Origin of the sequence: Gemmobacter sp. LW-1 (genome assembly GCF_001303875.1) — a bacterium.
In the GTDB taxonomy this organism is placed as follows: Bacteria; Pseudomonadota; Alphaproteobacteria; order Rhodobacterales; family Rhodobacteraceae; genus Gemmobacter; species Gemmobacter caeni.
In genome coordinates this window covers 21,764-35,000 of sequence record NZ_LJSC01000040.1, presented here as the reverse complement: position 1 = coordinate 35,000, position 13,237 = coordinate 21,764, and the positions used below count along the sequence as shown (strand labels likewise).

16 protein-coding genes, 1 tRNA gene and 2 rRNA genes (1 of these 19 only partly in view) are annotated in these 13,237 nt (G+C 58.0%); 6 read left to right on the top strand and 13 right to left on the bottom strand.

What is annotated here, in order from left to right; translation table 11 throughout:
- From AO684_RS10600 to AO684_RS10590, 3 genes are all read left to right on the top strand, one after another.
- Nucleotides 1-1,218, top strand: a 23S ribosomal RNA gene (locus AO684_RS10600); it begins 1,615 nt to the left of the window's first position.
- An 88-nt stretch (nt 1,219-1,306) separates the two neighbouring features.
- Nucleotides 1,307-1,421, top strand: a 5S ribosomal RNA gene (gene rrf, locus AO684_RS10595).
- Between the two features lie 39 nt (nt 1,422-1,460).
- Nucleotides 1,461-1,537: transfer RNA gene (locus tag AO684_RS10590), tRNA-Met, on the top strand.
- A 79-nt stretch (nt 1,538-1,616) separates the two neighbouring features.
- On the opposite strand, the gene AO684_RS10585 is transcribed toward AO684_RS10590, so the two are convergent.
- The 8 genes from AO684_RS10585 to AO684_RS10555 all read right to left on the bottom strand — a co-directional run bounded on the left by AO684_RS10585 (nt 1,617) and on the right by AO684_RS10555 (nt 5,715).
- On the bottom strand, nt 1,617-2,063 hold the full coding sequence (locus tag AO684_RS10585; protein WP_054302721.1) for a hypothetical protein: 447 nt from the start codon (nt 2,061-2,063) through the stop codon (nt 1,617-1,619).
- A 345-nt stretch (nt 2,064-2,408) separates the two neighbouring features.
- The gene (locus AO684_RS10580; protein WP_054302720.1) at nt 2,409-2,660 is read right to left on the bottom strand and encodes a hypothetical protein; all 252 of its coding nucleotides are present in this window, start codon (nt 2,658-2,660) and stop codon (nt 2,409-2,411) included.
- On the bottom strand, nt 2,660-2,872 hold the full coding sequence (locus tag AO684_RS10575; protein WP_054302719.1) for a hypothetical protein: 213 nt from the start codon (nt 2,870-2,872) through the stop codon (nt 2,660-2,662). The genes AO684_RS10580 and AO684_RS10575 overlap by 1 nt, the downstream gene beginning before the upstream one ends.
- The gene (locus tag AO684_RS10570) at nt 2,869-3,255 is read right to left on the bottom strand and encodes a hypothetical protein (RefSeq protein WP_054302718.1); all 387 of its coding nucleotides are present in this window, start codon (nt 3,253-3,255) and stop codon (nt 2,869-2,871) included. Before AO684_RS10570 ends, AO684_RS10575 begins: the two co-directional genes overlap by 4 nt.
- A complete protein-coding gene (locus tag AO684_RS10565; protein ID WP_152968396.1) occupies nt 3,252-3,569 on the bottom strand; it encodes a hypothetical protein in 318 nt (105 codons plus the stop codon). Before AO684_RS10565 ends, AO684_RS10570 begins: the two co-directional genes overlap by 4 nt.
- Before the next feature lie 149 nt (nt 3,570-3,718).
- Nucleotides 3,719-4,429, bottom strand: a complete 711-nt coding sequence (locus tag AO684_RS10560; RefSeq protein ID WP_054302717.1) for a hypothetical protein — start codon at nt 4,427-4,429, stop codon at nt 3,719-3,721.
- 184 nt (nt 4,430-4,613) lie between these two features.
- Complete coding sequence (locus tag AO684_RS22585; RefSeq protein WP_161806010.1) at nt 4,614-5,357, bottom strand: ImmA/IrrE family metallo-endopeptidase; 744 nt, start codon at nt 5,355-5,357, stop codon at nt 4,614-4,616.
- 34 nt (nt 5,358-5,391) lie between these two features.
- Complete coding sequence (locus tag AO684_RS10555) at nt 5,392-5,715, bottom strand: helix-turn-helix domain-containing protein (RefSeq protein ID WP_054302716.1); 324 nt, start codon at nt 5,713-5,715, stop codon at nt 5,392-5,394.
- A gap of 89 nt (nt 5,716-5,804) precedes the next feature.
- On the opposite strand from AO684_RS10555, the gene AO684_RS10550 reads away from it, so the two are divergent.
- Nucleotides 5,805-6,005 (top strand): YegP family protein, encoded by a 201-nt coding sequence (locus AO684_RS10550; protein ID WP_369814592.1) that lies wholly within the window; start codon nt 5,805-5,807, stop codon nt 6,003-6,005.
- A gap of 336 nt (nt 6,006-6,341) precedes the next feature.
- On the opposite strand, the gene AO684_RS10545 is transcribed toward AO684_RS10550, so the two are convergent.
- The gene (locus AO684_RS10545; protein ID WP_054302715.1) at nt 6,342-7,265 is read right to left on the bottom strand and encodes a hypothetical protein; all 924 of its coding nucleotides are present in this window, start codon (nt 7,263-7,265) and stop codon (nt 6,342-6,344) included.
- Nucleotides 7,266-7,443: 178 nt separating this feature from the next.
- Nucleotides 7,444-7,689 carry an AlpA family transcriptional regulator gene (locus tag AO684_RS22260; protein ID WP_054302714.1) on the bottom strand — a complete coding sequence of 82 codons (246 nt, stop codon included), beginning with the start codon at nt 7,687-7,689 and terminating at the stop codon, nt 7,444-7,446.
- A gap of 416 nt (nt 7,690-8,105) precedes the next feature.
- Here AO684_RS22260 and AO684_RS10535 point away from each other — a divergent pair, with 416 nt between their 5' ends.
- Entirely contained in the window at nt 8,106-8,669 is a 564-nt protein-coding gene (locus tag AO684_RS10535) for a T4SS efffector SepA family protein (protein ID WP_235451268.1), read from the top strand.
- A 21-nt stretch (nt 8,670-8,690) separates the two neighbouring features.
- Here the strand turns inward: AO684_RS10535 and AO684_RS10530 are convergent, their stop codons facing one another.
- Nucleotides 8,691-9,962: an integrase family protein gene (locus AO684_RS10530; protein WP_054302712.1), complete on the bottom strand. Its 1,272-nt coding sequence runs from the start codon at nt 9,960-9,962 to the stop codon at nt 8,691-8,693.
- Between the two features lie 513 nt (nt 9,963-10,475).
- On the opposite strand from AO684_RS10530, the gene AO684_RS21820 reads away from it, so the two are divergent.
- Nucleotides 10,476-11,042: a thermonuclease family protein gene (locus tag AO684_RS21820; protein WP_082400891.1), complete on the top strand. Its 567-nt coding sequence runs from the start codon at nt 10,476-10,478 to the stop codon at nt 11,040-11,042.
- Between the two features lie 258 nt (nt 11,043-11,300).
- Here the strand turns inward: AO684_RS21820 and AO684_RS21290 are convergent, their stop codons facing one another.
- Nucleotides 11,301-11,984, bottom strand: coding sequence for a RelA/SpoT domain-containing protein (locus tag AO684_RS21290; RefSeq protein WP_082400889.1), 684 nt, complete (start codon nt 11,982-11,984; stop codon nt 11,301-11,303).
- A gap of 3 nt (nt 11,985-11,987) precedes the next feature.
- Complete coding sequence (locus tag AO684_RS10520; protein ID WP_054302711.1) at nt 11,988-13,067, bottom strand: ParA family protein; 1,080 nt, start codon at nt 13,065-13,067, stop codon at nt 11,988-11,990.
- Nucleotides 13,068-13,237: the final 170 nt, after the last annotated feature.

Sequence of the window (13,237 nt, the reverse complement as noted above, 5' to 3'; positions counted from 1 at the left end):
CGCTTGAGAGAACCACATCAAAGGAACTCGGCAAAATGCTCCCGTAAGTTCGCGAGAAGGGAGCCCCTCTTGTGCGCAAGCATGGGAGGGGGGCACAAACCAGGGGGTGGCGACTGTTTACTTAAAACACAGGGCTGTGCGAAGCCGTAAGGCGACGTATACAGTCTGACGCCTGCCCGGTGCTGGAAGGTTAAAAGGAGGGGTGCAAGCTCTGAATTGAAGCCCCAGTAAACGGCGGCCGTAACTATAACGGTCCTAAGGTAGCGAAATTCCTTGTCGGGTAAGTTCCGACCTGCACGAATGGCGTAACGATCTCCCCGCTGTCTCTGATGTGGACTCAGCGAAATTGAACTGTGTGTCAAGATGCACACTTCCCGCGGTTAGACGGAAAGACCCCATGAACCTTTACTCCAGCTTTGCACTGGCATCAGGATTGTGATGTGCAGGATAGGTGGTAGGCATCGAAGCAGAGACGCCAGTTTCTGTGGAGCCTCCCTTGAGATACCACCCTTCGCACTCTTGATGTCTAACCGCGGCCCGTCATCCGGGTCCGGGACCATGCATGGTGGGGAGTTTGACTGGGGCGGTCGCCTCCCAAATCGTAACGGAGGCGCGCGAAGGTTGGCTCAGAGCGGTCGGAAATCGCTCGTTGAGTGCAATGGCAGAAGCCAGCCTGACTGCAAGACTGACAAGTCGAGCAGAGACGAAAGTCGGCCATAGTGATCCGGTGGTCCCAAGTGGGAGGGCCATCGCTCAACGGATAAAAGGTACTCTGGGGATAACAGGCTGATGATGCCCAAGAGTCCATATCGACGGCATCGTTTGGCACCTCGATGTCGGCTCATCTCATCCTGGGGCTGGAGCAGGTCCCAAGGGTATGGCTGTTCGCCATTTAAAGAGGTACGTGAGCTGGGTTTAGAACGTCGTGAGACAGTTCGGTCCCTATCTGCCGTGGGTGTAGGAGACTTGAGAAGAGTTGCCCCTAGTACGAGAGGACCGGGGTGAACGTTCCACTGGTGGACCAGTTGTCGTGCCAACGGCAGTGCTGGGTAGCTATGAACGGACAGGATAACCGCTGAAGGCATCTAAGCGGGAAGCCCCCTTCAAAACAAGGTCTCCCTTGAGAGCCGTGGAAGACCACCACGTCGATAGGCCGGAGGTGTAAGTGCAGCAATGCATTCAGCTGACCGGTACTAATTGCTCGATAGGCTTGATTTGATCCAGTAACAGCAAGACTGGTCAAAAGCTCAAAACCTGAACAAGCGCTACTGCGCCTGATGTTCCTCATAAACGGGTCTTTCCTCGGTTTGGTGGTCATAGCGCTGGCTAAACACCCGATCCCATCCCGAACTCGGCCGTTAAGGGCCAACACGCCAATGGTACTGCGTCTCAAGACGTGGGAGAGTAGGTCACCGCCAAACCTAGAAAAGACCCCATCAACGATACAAAAAACACCCGGACGCGGGGTGGAGCAGCCCGGTAGCTCGTCAGGCTCATAACCTGAAGGCCGCAGGTTCAAATCCTGCCCCCGCAACCAAAAATACCAGAAATAACAGCACGTTACGCGGCGCCCCTCTGGCGCTACTTTGCGTTGCGGCAGGCGAACTAGCGCGCAACTAGCCGCCCACAGGCACCGACCGCGGCGGGTCCAGCACCAGCCGGTGCCATGCCTCACGAAACTCGTCCCGGTCATATGCCTTCGGTTCAAGCCACCAGCGACCGCCATTCCGGTCCTGAGTCGCAAGGGCACGAACATCCTCAAGCCGGAGAACGTAGCAGGCAGGGGTATCGCTGTTCGCATGAACCGTAATGATCCACCAATCAGACCGCAGGCTGTGAAGGTCGGTGCCCAAGGGCACGGCGTGCCGCTTGCTCAGCGCCTTGGACTGGACACCAAAGAACTGCGTTTCGTCCGCATCGGTGACGATCAGATCGGACCCCTTCGCATTTCGTATTGTCGGCATGACGTGCCAGCCCCGACGTGAGAGCTGCCACGCGGCATAGTTCAGCCCGGAATTGCCTGTCATCTGGTGCCGTATCGGCGGTTCGTTCTGCTCAGACATAGCGCAGCCTCTATTTCGGTGAGAGGCTGCCCGGAACAAAGCCGGGTGTTGGAATCCTCGTGCGTAGCCCGAGGCACCGCTGCCTTTAGCGAGTGCTTGGACATACGCAACGGTCACCCGGCCGAAAATTCGACCGAGCTACGCATCAAGGGGATTCCACGCCCCACGGGCAGAATTGGCTGCGCCGCCCGCTATCTCTGCCATGTCGGGCGCGTTCATTCAACGAGATAGGGTAGGTGGTGAAAACGCCCCCGCACCTTGCGGCGCGAGGGCGCTCCGTCACCAGCGCCATGGGCAACGCTGGCTTCACAACCCCGAGCCACCCCTAGCCCGAGGATTCGTGTGTCATGCGCGGTTCCAGACCCCGTTCCCGCTGGTGCGCCGAGCGCCATAGTCGCCGTCGCGATGCCAGCGCCGGATGCAGTCGAGGACGATGGGCATATCCACCGGGCACAGCTTTCCGTTTGCGACCCCTTCCATGCAGTCGGCAGCGAAACCATCAACCGACCCGTAGAGGAGTTCGATTGGCGAAGCCTTCGGCGCGCGCTGTGCCTCAAGTCGGGCGACCCGCTTCAACATCCCGCGCACCCCGGCCATCACGCGCGCCCCTGATCCTTGAGGCGCTGGAACGCGGACACCAGTGACGGAGCTGCACCGAGGCACCGGGCAAACTCCATCTCGCCGCGCAGGGCTTCCGTCTCGGCGGCTTCCTCGCGGCGCTTTTGGATGGCGTCCAGCGCGGCGCGGTGTTCCTCCGCCTCACGGTTCCGCTTCGCTTGGCCGCGCAGGTCGTCATCGTCGGCATTCATGTCAGCTCTCCCAGTTCCTTGAGCATGTCCAGCGCATCGGCGCGGGGCTTCGCTTGGTTGGTATTGCGGACGATGTCCCAGAGGGTGCGGATTACGAACTTCCGTCGCCCCGCGTCATCGCCGAGCGTCTCGTCCTCGCCCAAGTCAGACGGGATCAAGCCGAACCGCTGCGCCTCGCGCAGCGTGACGCTCAGCACTTTGATGGTCACGGGCACTGGGGCCATGCGGATCGCAGCGGCTTCGGCCAACTTGAGGGCGTGCCCGAACTGCTCCACGGTGTGCAGCGACACCTTGCGGCCCGCAACCGTGGTGACCACGAACAGGTCATCCGGGCCGGGTGAAAGTGCGACGACGCGTCCGCCGCCGGGTGTGTGAATGTTCATGTGATTGCCTTCGCTTCGAGGATTGCAAGCCGCTCCGACAGTTCTTCTGTCGCGCGGATGTTGGACAGGGTGCCGATGGCGCTGACGATCTGCTGCCCAAGGTCGGGCGCGATCTGCCCCGACGCGATGGCGGCCAGCACCTGCTCGACCTGACGCGCCACCGGCAGCGACGGGTCAAAGTCGAAGGTGACGGTCTGGGACTGTGCCCGCAGCACGGGCAGAATCCTCCCGAAAATCAACCCGGCACTGGCAGGATCGCCTTCCTTCGCCTTGGCCAGCACCGCGTCCAGCACGTCATTTGCCTTGTCCAGCATACGGCGAAGAAGCTTCTGCTGCTTAGAGGGTCCGGGCGGACGGCCAGCGGGGTTCGGGGACTTCATCCCCGGCACCCATACGCCCGCCTTCGATTCAGTTTCAGATGCTTCCGTCATGTGGCGTGGTTCCGTGATTTCATCAGGGTGGATCAGATACCGCCCAGCGCTTTTTCAGCCGCTTCCTGAGCCTTGCGAACCATGTTCGCCTTGGCACCCTTGCCGCCGATGGCCTTCTCCATTTCGGTGAAGACCTTGCCCGCGTTGGACTCGATCAGTTCCTTGGCGGCGCGCATCACCTGCAAGCGCTTGGCGACGCCGGGCGAATTGCGCTCGTGGTAGAGCCGCAGGTAGACGGCTTGGAACTCGCGGTTGAGACCCGACAGGTAGGGCGGCGCGCCGAGCAGCGCAGTGACCGTCTCGTGGTCGTCATCGCGGATCGCTTCGCGCAGAAACTCGTGCCGCTTGCCGTCCGGCAGGTTGCGGGCGAAGTCGCGGATTTGCCCCGCGATGGCGGTCGCCGCCTTGACCTGCACGGGTTCGGCAAGCTGCCCTTCAAGGAAGTCGATGCCCTTGGTGAGGTTGGCGCGTGCGGTATCGAACGTCTTGGTGACCGCTGCCAGATGCTTCTTGGCGAAGTTGTCCACCTGGAGCAGCTTCTGATCGTCGTTCCAGCCGGGGTTCGCGTTCACGACCTCGCGGGTGTCATGCACCTTGCGAAGCGTCTCGTAAGCGGTGCTGAAAGCAGTCTGTGTCTCAGCGAGGACGGTTTTGGTGTCGTCGCCCCACCCCTCGATTTCCTCCACAACTCTGGGATGCAGGGCGGGGGTGACTCGGATGTCGATGTCGATGTCGTCGGACATGGTGCTGATAAACCCTGATACGGCTAGCGTTGTGCTGTAACGGTAGCTGTTCTCGGGGAAGGTCCGCGAGCATTATTATTTTTCGTCAGTGGGTTACGTAGTTCGGAACATCATATGGGGTATATGTGGGTCGGATTGCTCGGGGCGTTTGGGAGGCGATTAGCGTGTGCGATCCAGCATCGAGTCACCCGGTGAACTCGACGCAGGTATATTGAAACCCGTTTCCGGAGTAGTCAAAGTATTGGCTTTCTTTGCAGCACTGAGATTCGCTCCATGAGTATCCAGTTTGAACCGAATCCGTTGTCGCTACCTCCGATGGTGGCGGATTCTTCGCATAGGATAGTTCTGGAAGCTCGTCTCCGAATTTGAATGCCCTAAGAAACGGTGAAGTCTTGGACTTGCTGGACCAAACAATCATTCCATCTCGAGACACGATGAAAGCGCATGGTTTTGATGTGAGGTTGATATATCTAAGTGCACTGGCTTGAAGGGAGCACTCGAAGCGACTGCCAATAGCGCACAGAAGTTCAGTAGTCCAAGGATCTGCGGAAAATTCGTCCCTAAAAAGGTTGGCGGGCATCAGAAGGCTCGATGCAAATATGTTGGCCTCGCGCTCCACGTCACTATGAAAATCGTTAAGCGTAGCTTCACTATCCTCAAAACGATCTCGGAGATGCCGGTGGCACATGAAATGACCGAGCTCATGGGCATATGTGAATCGCAAACGGCGCTTGTTCGGAGTCCTGCTATTCAGGAGGATAGTCCAATCATCAGTTCCTGAAGTTTTGACAAGGCAGCCCTCAAAAGAGTCAAACCTTTCGAGCCTAGTTGACAGGCTTCCCTGAAATCCGTCACCGTTAAATGTGCCGCTGACAAGTGCGTCAATGTCAATTGGATATGTGTTTGGGCCAAACTTCTGCCAAAACAACGTCAGTCTATTCGCTTCTCGCTCGGGCGCGTTGCTAGGGTTTGTCGTCAAGGCCGGACATTATCCTGTCGATGTATCTCTTATCGGTCTCAGAGAGCCTTCGAAACTTTCGGAAGAAGGCATCCTCCAAATGTGCTTCAGTCTGCTCTTCACTAGAGTCATCTAATAGGAAGTCAGGGGCCACGCCAAGGTAGTTCGAGATCTTCAGGAGTAAATCGGCACTGGGTTTAGCATTTTTTTTGTTTTCCAGCTGCCACACATAAGCCTTTGATGAGCCGATGGCTTCAGCCAGCTCTTCAAGAGTGGCCTTCCTGGCGGTGCGTAGCTGGCGCAGCTTCTCACCAAACTTCTCGGACACATCTTTCCCCTTCGGATCCACTTGACAGAAGTATAGCGCGAACTGTATGACTCGTCGAGTATAGTGAAGGCTATACTAACGTGAAGCAAATGGAGGCCGACATGGCTGAGACCTGCACTGACCGCCAAGGGGACACTTGGGAAATCTATAAGGACGCTTCCGGTTACTGGCGGTGGCGGCGGACCGCGTCCAACGGTCGTATCGTTGGGGCATCGACCGAAGGTTACGTCAACAAGGCGGACTGCATCGCGAACGCCCAGCGGAATGGGATGACATGCACGCCGCGCTGATTGCGGCATCTCTCCCTGTCTTCCTGAACTGAGACGCAGCTTGGTCTTCCTCGCTGCGTCTTTTTCGTTTCTCGCTGCGCGCGTTCGCGGCTGGATTTGGGCTAGTTCCGTCTGAACTAAATGCTGCCGGTCTGAACCATTCCCGCCGTTTGCCACCCTGTGCCCCACATACAGGACATATGACGGTCGAAGCGGTCGGATGCCCTTTGCCCCCCGGCGCCCCCCTTTGCCCCCCATTGTAAAAAGTGCTGCATGGAAGAAGTTGGGTAGGTCCATGGCTATGCCCTTTTCTCGTGGGGGTGCAATGGGGGGCTCAGGGGGGCCTTGGCCCGGGTTTTAGGCCGGGGGGCTAAGGGGGGCTTCGGGGGCCGTAATGCGGTTCAGTTCGGCTTCAACAGCCATGGCAAGGGCACCCCGCCACCCCTGTGCGTTGCGCAGCGCCCACACCTTCACCTTCGGGCGTCCATACAAGGCGAACGGCTTCGGCAACGGCTCGATGCCTGCCTTCCGTGCGATGTGCGGCAGCAGCGCCCACTTGCGACCGGCGTCGGGGGTGAAGTTCGGGTCCACGTCAAAGACCGCGCTGAACAAGTCTTCTGCGGTGATGAGTTTGCGCGGGTGACTCGCCACCAGTTCCAGCGCCACTTCGTCGTGACGGGTTCGGCTGTTGGCAATCACCGCCTCTTTGGCGTCGTTTCGTGCAGCATGTGCGCCGGGGTTGAAGGCGGCGATGTTGCGGGCGCGCATCTGCGTCACCATGTTGGCGAGCAGTTCCTGCCGGTCTTCGACCGGGGCGTCGATATAGACGCTGCCCGTGCAGATGATGAAGCGCTCTTGCGAATACACTTCCACGCCGCCGCGCTTGCAGCCGGGACCGATATTGCCACGAACCCAGATGTGCATCCCGCGACCGCTGCGCGACAATTCAGAGTAGCTGTTGAAGGTTGTGACGATGCTCTTGAAGCGTTCCATGTCCTCGGCGGTCGTGTCGTCCTTCACGTCGAGGTCGATGCAGGCAAAGGGGTCGTTGGCACTCAGCACGAAACCGATCAGCCCACGCCATTCAGTGGCGAGGCGGCAGGCGGTTGCAAAATCCATCCAGGTTGACGGGTCGGTCGTTCTGGCACGCTTTCCATCAGCGCCATAGGGCGCTTTGTCGGTGGCCGTGCCAGCGGTCACGCACCATTGCGGCAGGGCGCGCATTTCAGCGGGAAGGCGGTGAAAAATGCTCGCTTGCGGACCTTCCGCGAGGTTCTGCATAGTTGGGGAGTCCATGTCTGTGCTTTCTATCTGGCGGCGGGGTTGGTGGCACAACCCCGCCGTTTTTCCTGAGAGCGCTATGTTGGGGCTAGGTGATGCGCCTGAGACGGGAGCTAACCCGGCAGAAGCATTCCAAAATTCACCGACCCCGCGCCAGTTTCACGCTTTGATGGCCGACTTACGCGGCCTCGCTGGTGCTCTGTTTCTCGCCTGAGGCCATCCACTCAAGAACGTCCCGTTCCGCATACCAGACGCGGCGGGTGCCCTTCGGGCTGAAGAATTTCGGACCCTCGCCGGTCTGACGCCAGCCCTCCACTGTGCGGAGGCTCACGTCGCAGAAGTCGGCAAGGTCTTGTCCCGACCAAGGGCGGTTCTTGGGGGTGAAGTTGAACCGCTCGCAGAGCTGTTCATAGTTCATTTTCATGGGTCAACTCCCACTGAGAACGCCCTGACGTTTCCGCTTAGGCGATGACCCGCTGGCTGCCCATGCAACCATCTCAGTGCCCGACTCGGATGCCGGGTGCGTCCTGCCGGACGTCCCGCCCGCTTTGATGAAGCTGACGGATGGCGAGTGTGGTGCCAACATAGCAGGCCGTTGTTAAGTCGGGCAACCCCGTAATTGTGGCCCGTGCGAGAGCGCACCATTGCCGCCCCTGCGCTGGCGCTACAGCCGCGATCAGCACCATGCCGCCCCTACCGCGGCGGCAGCGCATAGCGCGGCTGCACGCGGCGGCTATCGAGTGCCTTGCAGAAAATAGGTAACATATGCTCTTGATCCGAATCGAGAAACGATGTTACATATTTCCTGCGGCCACCATCACCCCAAAGGAGACAGACATGATGCCGGTATTGAGAATCAACGACGCCACGTTCGCCAACCTGAGCACCCTCAAGACGTGGTTCGGAACCAAGTCGCCCAGCGAGACCATCGACCGCATCGTGCAAGAGGCGATGGAGCAGCTTGGCATTGAGCGTGACGACGAGTTGGAGGGTGTGCCCGTCGCCCCGACCGATGGCGCGCTCGTGTTCGACACAGCGCCCAGCCTCACCTTCACCAAGCCGATGAAGGCGACCATCAACGGCAAGCCGATCCAGAACCCCAACTGGGCGTCGATCCTGCATGTGATGATTGCACAGGTGAAGGCCAAGGGTTTCGAGGGCGAAAAGCTGGTCCGCGAACTGGCGGTCCCGGCCAAGGCGTCCAGCTACGAGGACGACGGCTACAGGTTCTTCCCCGAACTGGGAATCTCGGTGCAGGGGCAGTCGGCGGCAGACGCATGGAAGGAAGTTGACCGGCTGGCGAAGAAACTGCGCATCCCCGTCACCGTCGAGTTCGTATGGCGGCAGAACCCCAAGGCGCAGCATCCGGGCAAGGCAGGCGTCCTGCGCTCGGGCAATGCGTAAGCGCGATATGTGCTGCGGGCGTCAGGCCCGCAGCGCCACCACATTCGCACCAGCGGCGATCAGTCCCTGCTGTTCGATGTAGTCACCGATAAGCTGGCATTCGGGATACAGCCAGTCGAGACGGGTCAGGTCTAGATAGTTCCGGGCGGTCACGTCTGCCTGTGCAGGCACATGGCAGGTCAGCAGGTCGGTGCGGAACTTCTCGATCAGGCATTCACGCATTGAGATGTTGGTATATGTTCGGCGGAGGTCGTGGCAGCTCAGGGTCTTGCCGCAAACCTCGCTGACCAGTTCCATTGGCGCACGCGGGTCCAGCACATGCCCGGCCTTGGACCGCGACGGGAACACATGGGGGTTGCCCGCCACCCGTTCGCGCTGTTTCAGCAGCGCCACCGCCTGTGTGTTCAGCGGCAGGAACACCTCGCGCCCATTCTTCGGGTCGGGCAGGTGCCACCAGCAATTCGCAGGGTCAGCGTCGTCGATGTGGACACGGTCCCATGTGAGCATCGCCCCTTCGTTGCGCCGCGCGCCGGTCAGCAGGAGGAACAACGTTAGGTCGATGCCTGCCAGTGCGTCGGTGTTCTTGGGGTTGGCGCGCGCCTCATGCAGCGCATTCCAGACCGCTCCGATGTTGCGCCGGTCGATGTAGCGTTGCGTCCGCGTGCCCAGCTTCGCCCAATGGTCCTTTAGCACGTCCACGGGGTTGTAGAGGAACAGCGGCGATCCGTCGGCGCGCCTCCGCTGGCGGCTGGCGAAGTTGATGAGCGCCCGGAGCGTTGTCATGCTGAGGTTGGCTTGCCCCGGCGCTGGTCCCTTGCCGCGCAGCCCCTTCGTTGCCATTTCGCGGTGCCGTTTGCGAATGTCGTCCTCGGTGATGTTGACGATGGGCTTGTCCAGCCACGCGGCGCAGACCAGTTCGATATGCCGCCGCACCTCGGCCTTGCTGCTGGGCTTCAGCTTGCCCGGGCGGTTCAGGTATTCCTCCATCACGGTGCGAAGCGACACCTGTTCCGCCGCCTCGGCCTTCTTCTCGGCGTTCGGGTTGATGCCATCGCGCATCTGCTGAAGCGCCACCTGTGCCCGCTTGCGCGCTTGGTCCTCGGTGTAGAGCGGGAAGCGCCCGATGGTCACGATCACCACCTTCCCCTTGGCTCGCCCTTGAGCAATGAAGGACCGGACCCCTGTGGCCGTCACCTTCAGCCCATAGCCGGGGACACGATCATCCCAGTGAATCTTGTAGCCGCTGGCAGGCAGTTCCACCCCTTCAACGAAGGTCTTCGTCAGCTTCGGCATAATGTTCTCCTTGAGCCGAACTAGCGGCTAAGTAGCACGCTAGGGGCAGTTAGGACGTTGTGCCACGTCTTTGCAAGGACATCAAGTAACTGATATTAAATGATAAAACGTACAATCGCGCAGAGGGTGCGGCTAGGCCGTAGTGCAGAAACTCAAACTCATAACCTGAAGGCCGCAGGTTCAAATCCTGCCCCCGCAACCAAAATTACTAAGCCAGATCAACACGTTAAGCCTCGCTCTCGCGGGGCTTTCTGCGTTCTGGACGCCCGGTGCTACAACGGTGCTACACCGCAGAGCAACCTCAGGCCCCCGCAGCGTGCAAACGCGAGCGACTCAACCCGCCCTGAAAACACGTCTCCACCGCGACCAACGCGCCGGACGCGCAGGGGAGGGCGGCGCGTCCTGTGGGGTGCCAGCTGGGCAGCCCTCGCCGTCCGCTTTGCCGGAAGGGGCTTGCGACAGTCGCAACCCGCGCGCAAACTCCGCCAAGCCTCAGCTGGTATCGCGCGTGAAATGGGTCTGCTTCGTCTGCTGTTGAAACTCTTCGCCCCCAGGCGCCAGCGCTACCGTTACCGGCGCTCCTCCCGCAGCTATCAGCCCGTTCCAGCCCCCGTCCCAAAGCCGCCACGTGAGCCTTTGCGCCAGGTGGAAGAGCCGCTCGGGCAACAGATCCTCCGGGGCCGCTGTTGGGTCGTGGATGGCGATACCATCGTCATCGACAGGGTGAACATCCGCCTCGCCGGAATCGACGCGCCGGAACTCGACCACCCCTTCGGCCAACAGGCCAAACGCGCCTTGATCGCCCTCTGCCGCGGGCAGGTCGTGACCGCCATCACCGATGGCAGCTCGTCCTACGAGCGGGTCGTTGCAACCTGCACCCTTGAAGACGGGCGTGACCTGTCGGCGGAAATGGTCAAATGCGGCCTCGCACTGGACTGGGGCAAGTTCTCCGGCGGAAAATACCGCCACCTCGAAGCCGAGGGCCTCCGCAAAAAGCTCTGGCGTGTCGAAGCAAAACACAGGGGCAGGATGCCGCCGCCAGACACAGCGCGGAAATGGGGTGGTAACGCGGAACGGTGAAGCACGCGATTGATAAGACAAAAGGCTGCGTTGCTCGTCATGATAATGGCCCTTAACTGACGGTCGGCTTCGGCCCCTGTTGCGTAGCCGCAGCGACCGAAGCCGACACTTGTCGGGTGCCGCAGCGGAACCACCGCCCTGAAGGTTACCAAACGGGACGAAGCTGCCAGTCACGTTTGATGTGGCGCAACGTGTAAATAGAGTAATGATCAAGGTATTCAAACGCGAGCGTGAAATAAACGCTGCATCCGCTCGCGATTACTTCCTGTCCGCCTCATCCACCCTGTAAATGGAATCAAGAATTCGACTTCCTGCGCCGACAATTTTTGACAAAACCTTTATCTGCTCTGTTAGTGCGGGGTTTTCGCATTTGGCAGGGTAATTCAGATGGTGGTCAACCTCGCCCCAGATCTCTTCAAATAGCGTGCGAACTTGAATCTCACAATGAATTGGACTCTTTTCATGCGGACGAACGAGGTAGTGAACGCTGGTGTATGAACTCTCTTTAATTCTAGGGTCAACGCCGTGGCTCTTAAAGAACGCGGTGCTCTCTGGATCCCATGTATAGGCCATGGGTGGCTCAGCAAGGAACCAGTCCCCATCCGCTTCGATCTTACTTCTTATGATGTGATTAACAATTGCGAAGTCTTCTTGATACAGAAGCAAGACGCGCACACCAGCCAGATCAGTAATTTCTGAAAAGAAATTATCCTCATTTATTTGTCTGCCCGCGCTAATCTTTCGATATAATTTCTCGGATAGGTGACTTTCATCCTTAATGCGTGATTTTGTTGAGTGTACAATTTGTCGCCCTTTATGTTGAAGCTCGGGATTATTTGTGAATAGAAGCTCTACACTGGCACGAAATGCGTCTATCGCATGTTTTTTCGCTCGAAAAACTGACAGGCAAGATTCAATAGTCTCATTGACGCCTTCGATCATAGCTCAAACCTCGTCAAGGCGCTGGAGAACCTCTGCGGCAAAATTATGGTAGGCTTGCTGCGTTGCGCGGAACTTTTTAGAGTTACCCCGCACGGTGTTTTTATCTTCCTCCTCAACTTCTATGTCTGGAATTTCCCACATGGGCACATGGTATCTCTGAGCCATGCTTGGAAAGGTATTGTGAGTATGGATGACAGAGTTCCCACCGATGGACTCTTCTAGAATTTCATCAAACGGCAATGAAACATTCTGCGAAATAAAGTCGCGAATTGTCCCCGGTATCTGGGCGGCATAATGCTGATGTGCTTTTGCCAACTGTAAATCGTTATTTGGGCCATCGTATTTCTTGGCATTGTAAATCGTAAAACCTATGAGCTTCACGAAGTGATCAGGGAACTGCTCTCTCTTAGTTGTTGATATGACATTATAAACAGTATCGAATTGCTTAGACCACTCATCCAGTGATTGCCCAATATTCCTGATTCCGTAGACTGAAAATAGATCCGGCGTGCAGGGGATCAAAAATGCATCCGCTAGCGTAAGTATGTTCTTGTTCAATGCGCCTAAGCTTGGCGAAGTATCAAATACGACAACGTCATAGCCGTACGCCTCTGCGTATTGATGCGCATACCTTCTAATGTTGGTTATCGTTCGTATTGCAAGCGGATCACCACTGTAGACACTATTCCATCGCTCGCTGACTTTAGCCTCAAAGCGATGAAGCGTTAGCCTTCCGGGAATAATGTCCAAATTCTCGGCTAGCGAAATAGGCGGCGGCAGGTCCCCGATATCATCTTTCCCATCCTCCGTTGGCTTCAAGAGGAAGTGAATAGATCTGGGAGATTGAACCATTTCATCGATATTGGTAGATGCGGCACCAAAATCATCCATGTAAGGATCTTCGGGAGCCCAAATATCGTGTATTTGCTCCATTTCGAGAGCCGTTATGGTCAGATTGCATTGAGGGTCGAGGTCCACCAACAGGACCCTCTGCCCCATTTCCGCGAATGCATGAGATAGGTGGTAAGTAAGGGTTGTTTTCCCAACTCCGCCCTTATTATTAAATATTGTAAGTATTTTCATCTGACCATCACCGATTGATTTTTGACACCAAAGACATCAAGCTGCCGTTATCATAGGGCTAACCGTGGCTGCCAGATCTGTAAACCTTTTAATCTCTGGTTGCTACTACCCTCGCACCGAACCCCACTTCAGCAACAACCTGCTTGACTGACTGCTTTACCCGCGTCGCC

What these genes read in the sequence shown, in the direction of transcription:
- AO684_RS10585 (WP_054302721.1), bottom strand. Translation starts at nt 2,063, where the DNA reads ATGTCTGAGCAGAACGAACCGCCGATACGGCACCAGATGACAGGCAAT.
- AO684_RS10580 (WP_054302720.1), bottom strand. Translation starts at nt 2,660, where the DNA reads ATGGCCGGGGTGCGCGGGATGTTGAAGCGGGTCGCCCGACTTGAGGCA.
- AO684_RS10575 (WP_054302719.1), bottom strand. Translation starts at nt 2,872, where the DNA reads ATGAATGCCGACGATGACGACCTGCGCGGCCAAGCGAAGCGGAACCGT.
- AO684_RS10570 (WP_054302718.1), bottom strand. Translation starts at nt 3,255, where the DNA reads ATGAACATTCACACACCCGGCGGCGGACGCGTCGTCGCACTTTCACCC.
- AO684_RS10565 (WP_152968396.1), bottom strand. Translation starts at nt 3,569, where the DNA reads ATGCTGGACAAGGCAAATGACGTGCTGGACGCGGTGCTGGCCAAGGCG.
- AO684_RS10560 (WP_054302717.1), bottom strand. Translation starts at nt 4,429, where the DNA reads ATGTCCGACGACATCGACATCGACATCCGAGTCACCCCCGCCCTGCAT.
- AO684_RS10550 (WP_369814592.1), top strand. Translation starts at nt 5,805, where the DNA reads ATGGAGGCCGACATGGCTGAGACCTGCACTGACCGCCAAGGGGACACT.
- AO684_RS10545 (WP_054302715.1), bottom strand. Translation starts at nt 7,265, where the DNA reads ATGCAGAACCTCGCGGAAGGTCCGCAAGCGAGCATTTTTCACCGCCTT.
- AO684_RS22260 (WP_054302714.1), bottom strand. Translation starts at nt 7,689, where the DNA reads ATGAAAATGAACTATGAACAGCTCTGCGAGCGGTTCAACTTCACCCCC.
- AO684_RS10535 (WP_235451268.1), top strand. Translation starts at nt 8,106, where the DNA reads ATGCCGGTATTGAGAATCAACGACGCCACGTTCGCCAACCTGAGCACC.
- AO684_RS10530 (WP_054302712.1), bottom strand. Translation starts at nt 9,962, where the DNA reads ATGCCGAAGCTGACGAAGACCTTCGTTGAAGGGGTGGAACTGCCTGCC.
- AO684_RS21820 (WP_082400891.1), top strand. Translation starts at nt 10,476, where the DNA reads ATGGGTCTGCTTCGTCTGCTGTTGAAACTCTTCGCCCCCAGGCGCCAG.
- AO684_RS21290 (WP_082400889.1), bottom strand. Translation starts at nt 11,984, where the DNA reads ATGATCGAAGGCGTCAATGAGACTATTGAATCTTGCCTGTCAGTTTTT.
- AO684_RS10520 (WP_054302711.1), bottom strand. Translation starts at nt 13,067, where the DNA reads ATGAAAATACTTACAATATTTAATAATAAGGGCGGAGTTGGGAAAACA.